Source organism: Emticicia sp. (assembly GCF_049241225.1).
GTDB lineage: Bacteria > Bacteroidota > Bacteroidia > Cytophagales > Spirosomataceae > Emticicia.
On sequence record NZ_JBMLRC010000424.1, the window covers coordinates 1,423 to 11,379 of the forward strand.

General features: G+C 38.8%; 9 protein-coding genes. 1 reads left to right on the forward strand and 8 read right to left on the reverse strand.

The window, feature by feature from the left end; genetic code table 11:
- From ACOVO2_RS21850 to ACOVO2_RS21880, 7 genes are all read right to left on the reverse strand, one after another.
- Positions 1 to 299 (reverse strand): MerC domain-containing protein (locus tag ACOVO2_RS21850; protein ID WP_421772008.1); only part of this gene is annotated, 299 nt, incomplete at its 3' end.
- A 119-nt stretch (positions 300 to 418) separates the two neighbouring features.
- The gene (gene panB / locus ACOVO2_RS21855) at positions 419 to 1,234 is read right to left on the reverse strand and encodes a 3-methyl-2-oxobutanoate hydroxymethyltransferase (RefSeq protein WP_421772009.1); all 816 of its coding nucleotides are present in this window, start codon (positions 1,232 to 1,234) and stop codon (positions 419 to 421) included.
- 125 nt (positions 1,235 to 1,359) lie between these two features.
- Positions 1,360 to 2,643, reverse strand: a complete 1,284-nt coding sequence (locus ACOVO2_RS21860; RefSeq protein ID WP_421772010.1) for a murein hydrolase activator EnvC family protein — start codon at positions 2,641 to 2,643, stop codon at positions 1,360 to 1,362.
- A gap of 52 nt (positions 2,644 to 2,695) precedes the next feature.
- Entirely contained in the window at positions 2,696 to 3,559 is an 864-nt protein-coding gene (locus ACOVO2_RS21865; protein ID WP_421772011.1) for a DUF4292 domain-containing protein, read from the reverse strand.
- A gap of 84 nt (positions 3,560 to 3,643) precedes the next feature.
- The gene (locus ACOVO2_RS21870; RefSeq protein WP_421772012.1) at positions 3,644 to 3,793 is read right to left on the reverse strand and encodes a hypothetical protein; all 150 of its coding nucleotides are present in this window, start codon (positions 3,791 to 3,793) and stop codon (positions 3,644 to 3,646) included.
- Positions 3,794 to 3,795: 2 nt separating this feature from the next.
- Positions 3,796 to 4,260, reverse strand: coding sequence for a DUF6934 family protein (locus ACOVO2_RS21875; RefSeq protein ID WP_421772013.1), 465 nt, complete (start codon positions 4,258 to 4,260; stop codon positions 3,796 to 3,798).
- 81 nt (positions 4,261 to 4,341) lie between these two features.
- Positions 4,342 to 6,066 (reverse strand): tetratricopeptide repeat protein, encoded by a 1,725-nt coding sequence (locus ACOVO2_RS21880; RefSeq protein ID WP_421772014.1) that lies wholly within the window; start codon positions 6,064 to 6,066, stop codon positions 4,342 to 4,344.
- Positions 6,067 to 6,313: 247 nt separating this feature from the next.
- Between ACOVO2_RS21880 and ACOVO2_RS21885 the strand changes: the two genes are divergently transcribed.
- Complete coding sequence (locus tag ACOVO2_RS21885) at positions 6,314 to 8,371, forward strand: tetratricopeptide repeat protein (protein WP_421772015.1); 2,058 nt, start codon at positions 6,314 to 6,316, stop codon at positions 8,369 to 8,371.
- 112 nt (positions 8,372 to 8,483) lie between these two features.
- Here ACOVO2_RS21885 and xylA read toward each other — a convergent pair whose 3' ends face one another.
- A complete protein-coding gene (gene xylA, locus ACOVO2_RS21890; protein WP_421772016.1) occupies positions 8,484 to 9,824 on the reverse strand; it encodes a xylose isomerase in 1,341 nt (446 codons plus the stop codon).
- Between the last annotated feature and the right edge of the window lie 133 nt (positions 9,825 to 9,957).

Here is a 9,957-nt window from a genome sequence, read left to right on the forward strand (position 1 = left end):
ATTTCGTATGTGCCTTTGGCTAAGAATAAACCTACAAAATTGAAGCAAAGAGCAATAACTAAAAGTCGAAGAGGCAATGGATTTTGGTGGTTTCGGTAATCTTTTATCAATAAGAAAATTGCCAAAACTGCACTCGCACCAATCAAATACATTTCTGATTGTTCGCTCAAAAAACTCTCTCCTAAAAATGGTAAAGCGGTCATCAAAAAAGGCATCGCCAAACAATGAATCGTGCAGAGTATTGAAAGCCACAAACCTACTTTATTGAGTGTATGATAATGAGTGAATATTTTCCGCATAAAAAAACTCGAATTCTATAATTTATCGCAAGCAGAAACTTGCCTGCAATAGTGTTGCAAAGATAAGTATTAATGCAACGCTATTGCAAATATTTTGGTTCAAGTTTGAGTAAATATTATCAGTAAGATTCTTTTTCGTTCGGAAAATCAGACGATTTCACATCTTTTGTATAGTTCATTACGGCTTCAGTCATAATCGTATGCAAATCTGCGTAGCGGCGTAGGAAACGTGGAGAAAAGTCTTTGTTTATACCCAACATATCATGCACGACCAAAATCTGTCCATCACAGCCGTTTCCTGCACCGATTCCGATTGTTGGAATTGCCACCGAATCGGTTACTTTTTTGGCTAAAGCAGCTGGAATTTTCTCCAAAACCATTCCGAAACAACCTACATCATTGAGCATTTTAGCATTAGCTATCAATTGCTCGGCTTCTTCTTCTTCTTTGGCACGCACGGCATACGTACCGAATTTGTAGATAGATTGTGGCGTAAGTCCTAAGTGGCCCATTACTGGAATTCCAGCACTTAAAATACGTTCAATCGATTCTTTTATTTCGACTCCACCCTCCAATTTCACCGCGTGTCCACCCGATTCTTTCATAATTCTGATGGCCGAACGCAACGCTTCTTCTGAGTTTCCCTGATACGAACCAAAAGGTAAATCAACCACTACTAAGGCTCTTTTTACACCCTTCACAACTGCTTGTGCATGATAAATCATGTTATCGAGCGTAATGGGCAGCGTAGTTTCGTGACCTGCCATGACGTTTGAGGCAGAATCTCCGACTAAAATCAGTTCAACGCCAGCCGCATCGACGATTTTTGCCATTGAATAATCATAAGAAGTCAAACAGGCAATTTTCTCGCCTTTGCGTTTCATTTCTTGCAGCGTATGCGTGGTGATACGCTTAATTTCATTGTGTACAGACATAGATTTAATGTAGAATGTAGAATTAAAAATGTAGAATGATTTAAAAATTCAAGAAAGTATTGCTTAGGCAACTCCAAATTCATTTTAAATTCTCAATTTTACATTTTCAATTTTCAATTAATAATTTATCTCGGAACAAGCCACCCTTCGGGGTTTAAATGCTGACTATTATGCCAAATCTGAAAGTTTATTTCGGTTGCTCCGCCTGATTCACCCGCAGTTCCGATGGTTTCTTTTGCTCCAACTTTTTGCCCTACCGACAAGAATGTTTGTCGCAAATTAGCATAAACCGTAAAATATTCTCCGTGTTGAATCAAAACCACATTCCCCAGACCTGGTATTTCGGAAATATCTTTTACTTCACCAGCATAAACCGATCGAACCGTTGCGTTGGTCGAAGTCTGAATATCAATACCATTATTATTTATCAAAACACCATTCAAAACGGGGTGTTCTTTAATGCCAAATCTATCCGAAATAAAACCTCGCTGAACCGGCCATGGCAAACGTGCTTTTGAAGCCGCAAAAGATTTTCCGAGAGCGGTTTCTTCATCGTCTAGGTCTTTAGTCGTCTTCTTAGAGACGGGCCTCTTTACCTTATTATTTTTAGCTAAACTCACCTCTCGATCTTGCTTGAGTTCTCGTTCACGATTCTTACGAGCAATCTCTCGTGCCACCACAGCCGCAATCGACGATTCAAGTTTATTCACTGATTTTTTTGTGGCCTCAATCTCTTTTCTCAAATCTTTCTCTTTTTTCGATAATTCGCCCACCATTTCAGTTTGGCGGTTTTTGAGTTGTTCGAGATACTGAGCCTCAGTAAGTTTTGCTGAAATAATTCGTTTTTTATCAGATTTTTTACCTTCTAAATTAGCTTGTCGCTCACGCAATAAAGCCACCACTTTCATCATCTGAGCCACTTGCGACTTTCGATTATCGGTGTATTGTTGAAGGTATTTATACCTCATGATGAGGTCATTGAACGATGATGACGAAAATAAAAAGCTCAACTGATTGATTTTTCCGCTAATTTTTGATGCTCCGTAAAGCATGGCAGCATATTCCCGTTGGAGAGTATCAAGCTTTTGTTCGAGCCCACGTTTGGCATCAACAATATCTTGCATTTCCATGTCAATCAGCTCCATATCTTGCTCCATGAGGCCAATTTGCTCTTCTTGCGACGAGATCTGCTCTTTGATTGCCTTTATCTTCCCAACAGTTACTTCTTTCTTTTCTTTGGTATTTTCTAAAGCACGCTTAGTTTCGGCAATTTTTTCGAGGTTTCTTCGCTTTTCGTTTTCGAGTTGAGCTCTACTTTTTTTTCTACGTTGGGAAAAGGCATCAGTACTCGAAAATGTACTTATCACAAAAACGCCAATAAAAAAATATATAAAGGTTCTAAGAGCCATTGCAATTAAGGAGAGAATTTATTTCGTCAGACCTTCGGTACTGACGACGCATTTATTTAGGCACATAAGATTTGGGAATACTAAACGCAAAACCTGGACTTTGGTCGAGTGCTTCAATCTTATTATGCTGCAAATTTATTGAAGTTTGAAGAACCTTGCCATCTTTTTTGGCGTCAATCTTGGCTTTAATGTCTTGCGGGAATATCAAATCGGTGATAGTCAAGAAATTAGAATAATCTATTTCCATTTTACTATCGCCAGTTTCATCGCTGGCATTTACTTTTTGTAACTTTAGATTGGCTTCGGCAATACTATTTTCGATTCTCACAAAACCTTCTTTTTGCTTTATCACAAAGTTTCCATCTTGCTTCTCCACCACATCGGTTTCACGTTTTTTAATTGGCATATTTCCAATCAGAATCGACTGAACGAGGTCGTAATTTAGATTAAAATTGAACTGTTTACTCAAACTCGCAAAATCGTATTTATAATAAGTACGGTGCAGGCGGTCTAAGAAAATAACCGAATCTTTGGTAATTATACCTCGTCCACCTTCAAGCCCCACCACAATCGACAGCCAAATAATACTATCTTTTTTGATGTGAATATTTACAGGAAAACTCTGCTCTTCGCCACCTGACGAGAAATTTACTTTTGATTTGATATTGAGATATTTAAAATCAATTTCGGCGGGTTTTACATCGATTTTAGCAACTGAGGGAGTCTCTACCTCTTTTTTAGAAGTTTCTACTTTATTGCCCTCATCAATCACTAAAACTGGTTTTTCGGCCTTCATCGGTTGAGATGCCAGCGTATCAACGGCAACAATATCTTTTTTGTGCATCTTATGTCGCTTACAAGATGAAGCCGAAAGAATCACAAAAAAGCTAATTATCAGAAAAGAATATTTTGACATTTTATGGTTAGTTTATTTCTCTACTCAAATCCTGTGGACTGCCAAGGTTTGGCATTAAGAGGTTTCTATACAAGTTGCACCTGTTTATTTCTTATTTTTTGGCAAGCCATATTTGGTCAAAATTTCTTTTGCTTGTTCTAATTTTTCAGGAAATAAATTTTTATCTCGAAATTGCTCCAAACGCTTGTCAAAAATTAGTATTGGCACTTTCGATTGATTTAATTTTTCTATCATTGTCATAGTGCAAGTTTATTATGTTTTTTTGTAACTAAAAATGCTAAGTAATCTTCTCCAATTATAAATTCTTCCCACTCATCTGTTTCAGCGTTTAGCCCGTAAACATCAAAATCAACTTTGATTTCTTCAATATTTGTGGTTATTCCCATTCGGTAAAGGCGTGTCCTAACACTTGTACTACCTGTTGCAAAAATCCAAGCTTCGGGGTATTTTTCAGTAAAGGCATAAATAGTCGAGGCAACTGTTGCTAAAACTTTTTGGCTATCACCATTATTTGTAACAGATTTATCATCAATTCCATTTGTTGCTTCATCGTAGTCACCAAACCCCAAGTTGTAAATGTTCTCCGAACCTGTGTAGGTATATGTAATCATTTTCTTTACAATTCCCTTTGAACCTTCACTAATGAACTCAAAAACCATCAGTTGTTCTTCTGTCTTGTAAAGATATTTGGGTTTATTCATTCGTTTTTTTAACCTGAAAATTATTAAATATTGTCATTTTTGAGGTAAAACAAGAATTATCAAATAACAACTACCAGTTATTTACTCAATCAAAGCCCCAGATTGAATCTTTTTATCAATATTTGTACTATTTTCGCCCATTGAGCGAGCTTTTTTCCATTGTTCAATGGCTTTATCTTTTTCGCCAAGCTGAAAAAGCACATCGCCATAATGCTCAACGATTGTGCCACTTACGCCTTTTTCTTGCTTCAAGGCACGCTCCAAAAACTCACGTGCTTTTTGGTATTCTTTCATGGTGTAAAGTACCCATGCGTGTGTATCGAGGTACGTTGCATTATCGCCAAATTTATCGGTCAAGCGAGTTGATAATTGCACCGCTCGGCTGAGTTTATCTTTACGCATCGACAAATAATAGCTGTAATTATTCAATACGTGTTCGTAGTCGGGGTCGGTTTTCAAAACTGCTTCGTATGCTTCGTCCGACTTGGCGTATTTCTTTAATTCGTTGTAAGTATCGCCCAAAAGTGCATTTACGTGCTTGCCCAATTCGGCATTATCAACCGATAAATTTCTTGCTTCTTCGAGCGAAGAAACAGCTTTTTGATAATCTTTTTTGGCAAAATTGGCAAAACCATTATGATACCAAAAGAAAGATTGATTCGGAAAATATTCGATGGCTTCTTCCGAATGTTTTGCCAAACTATCGATATGATTTAATTTAGCATCTAACTCAACGATTGCCAACCAAACTTCAAAAACCGATTTATCAAACTGCGTTGACTTCACGTAATTATCACGAGCGGTCGCCATTTCACCTTTTTTCATCAGCAAATCGCCCAAAACTACGTAGCCTTTTGCTTCATTTGGCGACTGTTTGATTAATTCCTGCGTCAGCGTCAGAAGATTATCGAGCGTTTTGTCGCTGTTATCTTCTTTCATCATGAGCATATAGCTGCTCAAAATCTTGAATTTAACCTCAACAGGAAGATTTTTATTAGCAAAAGCTACTTGAAGTTCTTCGTTGCATTTTTCAAGCTCATTTTGTTTGCGATAAATCTCGGCCAATAAAACGTGAGCTTCGGCAAAATCTGGATTTTTCTTCAACGAGTTTTTCAACATCGTGATGGCTTGGTCGTAGCGTTCGTTCGAGATAAGAATCTGAGCTTGTTGCACCACGTATTCGGGTTCGGTTGGCTCAGAGGCAATCAGACGGTCGCCTTCTTCGATGGCTTTTTCGAGTTTATTTTGTTTCAGATAAATCAATTGTTTTTGGCGAGTGATTTCTTCACTTACGCCAATCGTACGCTCAATTTTGTTGTAAATATCAACGGCATCCGAAAATTTTTCTTGCAAAATATAGACATTCGATAAGTCGAGGTAGTTGTCAACATCTTGCGGAAATTTATCAGCCAACTTCTCGTACATTTCGGCCGCATCTTTGTATCGCTTCTGCTTGGTGTAGATTTCGCCCAAAAATTTTCTATAAAACTTATTGGTATCATCGAGTTTGAGGGCTTTTTCGCTGTAAACCGTCGCATTGGCAAGGTCGCTGTTGGCGTAGTATGCCTTCGCAACCATATAGTTTACGCCCGCACTTGTGGGATTACCTTCGGCAGCTTTTTTGAACAATGGAATAGCTTTATCGTAGGTTTCGGCAATGTAATATTTCATGCCTTCTACGAAATACGCTTCTGATTTTAAATCTTTCTCCGAAATGCCTTCACTCTCAGTTTTTTTGTTTTTCTGAGCCTCCGAAAACATCGGCAAGGCAACCAAAGCTAAATATATGATTTGTTTGAATCTCATTGTTAAATTTTGTAGTAGCTTTTCAACGCTAAAAAACACTAAATATTGCAAGTGTCAATGACGCAAGATTCTTGCCAAAGAACAGCCAAAGTTCTTAATTTTTCTTGATAAAACAGCTATATTCGCCCCATTCTTTTGATAGTTAGACCGAAACTTCTGCTCCCTCCCTATCGGGGAGGGCTGAGGAGGGGCTTGTTTTGGCAAGATAATTGAAATATTTTTGTGTAACCTAATATAACCCATTGAAATGGCAAAGCAAAAACCACAAGCAAAAACCATTGCTAAGAAAGAAGGCACGCAGTCAGTGGCCGTAGAGCAATCGGCCAATAATCAACAAGCCAGCACATCTCTCGAACAAAACCTTGTTCGCTGGACTCCAGCCATATTTGCGGCTCTTATTTTTGTGAGTTATTCTCCAGTATGGCAAAATACTTTCGTTTGGGACGATAAACCGTATATCATTCTCAACGAATACGTAAAAAACTTCGACCTTAAAGGGCTTTTAACCGGATACCACGTGGGTAACTACCACCCACTTACGATGCTCTCGCTCGCCATCGAGTACGCACTCGTGAAAGAACAAACGTGGCTCTATCACCTCGATAATCTTATCTTGCATACGCTCAATAGTTGGTTGGTTTTCAAGCTTATTCAGAAACTCAACGGTGGCTTTTGGGTAGCGTTTTTTACAGGAGCTTTGTTTGCCATTCACCCACTTCACGTCGAGTCGGTAGCGTGGGCAGCTGAGCGTAAAGACGTACTTTATACCATATTTTTATTGCTTTCTCTTTGGTACTACATCAAGTTCGATGAAACCCAAGATAAAAAATGGTATGCAGTTTCTATCCTACTATTTTTGGCCTCGTGTTTGTCGAAAGGTATGGCGGTGGTTTTACCCGCTTTACTAATTATTACTGATTATTGTTTCTTGAAAAAGCCAATCAATGCGAAGCTTTTCATCAATAAAATACCTTATTTTGTTCTTACACTCATTTTTGCCTATATGGCCACTCACGCCCAAAAAGACGCGGGTGCCGATGCATCTTCGGTGATTTCGAATGCTTATACTTTGGGCGAACGGATCTTGATGTCGTGCTATGCATTTTGTTTTTATTGGGTCAAAACCCTCATTCCGTTCAAACTTTATGCTTTTTATCCTTATCCTGGAAAACCAAACGGAAGCCTTCCTGCTATTTATTCAGGAGCTTTTCTTGGTGTGATTCTGTTGGTGGGAGCAATCTTATGGTTTGGCCGAAAAGACAAACGTATTTGGTGGGCAGGTGCATTTTTCTTGATTGCAGTTTCCACGGTTTTGCAGTTTCCATTTCCTGTGGGTAGTGCCATTGTGGCCGACCGTTATTACTATCTTTCATCCATCGGGCCATTGTTTTTATTGGGGCTTGCTTTCAATCGTTTCTACCAAAAAAGCAAAGCAGCTTTGCCAGTTTTTGCAATCGTTGCTTTGGGTTTGTGTGCCTTGAGTTTCAAACAAACAGGTACTTGGAAGAATGGCTTGACACTCTTTACACCAGCCGATAAAGAATTCCCGAACGATGCCATGATTTTGAGTAATTTGGGCTGGTATTACTTAGAAAATAAAGAGTTTCCGACATCAAAAGGCTATTTGATGCGTGCCGATGATGGTGGCTTTAAGAATGGAGATGTTTGCCGTACAATCGGTTCAATGTTTTTGGATGAAGGCGATAGCAAAACTGCTCTCAAATATTTTGAAAGAGCAACCCAATATTTACCAAAAACCAACCGCACCAACTGGCTTTTGGGAACTGCTCATTATCGCTTAGGAAATATGGCAGAAGCCGAAAAATACTACCGTGAAGCCGTAGCCAACGAACCCAAAAATGCCGAATATCTGAATGTTTGGGGCTTATCGCTCACGGGTTTGAATAGGTTTGAGGAATCTCGCAAAGTTTTTGATGATGCCATTAAGCTAAATCCGCAGCTTTGGGATGCTTACCTAAATCATTCTTACACATACAGACTCGAAAAGAAATATGACCAAGAAATAAAGGAATTAGACGCTCTATTAGCTAAAAACCCCGATTATTTGACAGCCTACCGCAATATTGGTGTTACGTACGTTGACCTGAAGCAAGATGACAAAGCAGTTAGTTACTGGAAAAAAGGAGCAGAAAGAGACAAAACTGGCGAATACGAATATAATATCGGTATCAATTACGTGGCTCGTGGAGATATAAAAACCGCTACCGAATGGTACATAAAATCTGCCAAGGAAGGTAACGCCAATGCGAAAGGAATTTTGGAGAAGAATGGAGTGAAGTATTGAATAAATTAAGAATGAGGAATTAAGAATTAAGAATGGATATAAAAGCCCCAAATCTTAAAAACATTCTTAATTCCTCATTCTCAATCGCACGGGCGACCCCGTCTTAATTGAATTAAATATACTGATTAATAATCATTTCAAATAATTCTTGCTTGCCGCTGATTTGTTGAGGCTCACCATTTGCCAATGCAATGCGGTGCAAGTCAGCTAAACCTAATTTACCAGCTTCAAAAGCAGCACCGTCTCCGCTATCAAATGAAGCGTAGCGATTAGCACGAAGTTTTTTGTATTCAGATTTTTCAAGAATATCGTTTGCAATCAACAATGCACGAGCAAACGCATCCATTCCTGAGATATGAGCAATGAAAATATCTTCTAAATCAGTTGAGTTACGGCGAGTCTTCGCATCAAAGTTGATACCGCCAGTTTTGAATCCACCCGCCTCAACGATAATCAACATTGACTCTGTTAATTCATACAAATCAATCGGGAATTGGTCTGTATCCCAACCATTTTGGTAGTCACCACGGTTAGCATCGATACTTCCCAACATACCTGCATCAACCGCCATTTGAAGCTCATGAGCAAAAGTATGACCAGCCAAAGTAGCGTGGTTTACCTCTAAGTTCAATTGGAAATCTTTATCTAAACCATACTGACGCAAGAAACCAATTACAGTCTGAGCATCGTAATCGTATTGGTGTTTCGACGGCTCGCAAGGTTTTGGCTCGATGTAGAATTTACCAGTAAATCCTTGTGAACGTGCATAATCACGTGAGATTGTAAGGAACTGACCCAAGTGGTCGATTTCTTTCTTAGTATTTGTGTTCAATAAAGACATATAGCCTTCACGACCTCCCCAGAATACATAACCTTCACCACCTAAAGCGATAGTAGCATCAATAGCGTTTTTCACTTGGAAACCTCCGTGAGCAACTACCGAGAAATCAGGGTTTGTTGAAGCACCATTCATATAACGCTTGTGTGAAAACAAGTTGGCAGTTCCCCAAAGCAATTTCATGCCACTTTCTGCTTGCTTTTGTTTTGCTAAAGCAACGATTTCCTCTAAATTTTTCTGGAATTCAGCTTGAGAATTGCCTTCTGGAGCGATATCAGTATCGTGGAAGCAATAGTAAGGCGTTCCGAGTTTTGTCATAAACTCAAATGCTGCATCGAGTTTTTGTTTCGCTGCATCCATTGAGCTTGAAGCTACATCCCAAGGGAAAACTTTTGTTCCTGGGCCGAATGGGTCGCCGCCATTACCGCAGAATGTATGCCAGTAAGCAGTTGCAAAACGTAGGTGCTCGGCCATTGTTTTGCCAGCTACCACACGGTTTGCATCGTAATATTTAAACGCTAAATAGTTATTTGATTCTCTTCCTTCGTAAGCAATTGCTTCTTTGATAAACGGAAAATACTCTTTCTGACCAAGAGTAACCTTAAGATTTGACATGGTTTTGATGTTTTGAAATCGTTTGAATGACTAAATATCTGGTGCGAAGTAAATTATTAAGTGTCAAAATTACAATTAATTTTAAATAATTATTTTTAGCACGATTATAAAGATTACAAGATGGGTGGCAATA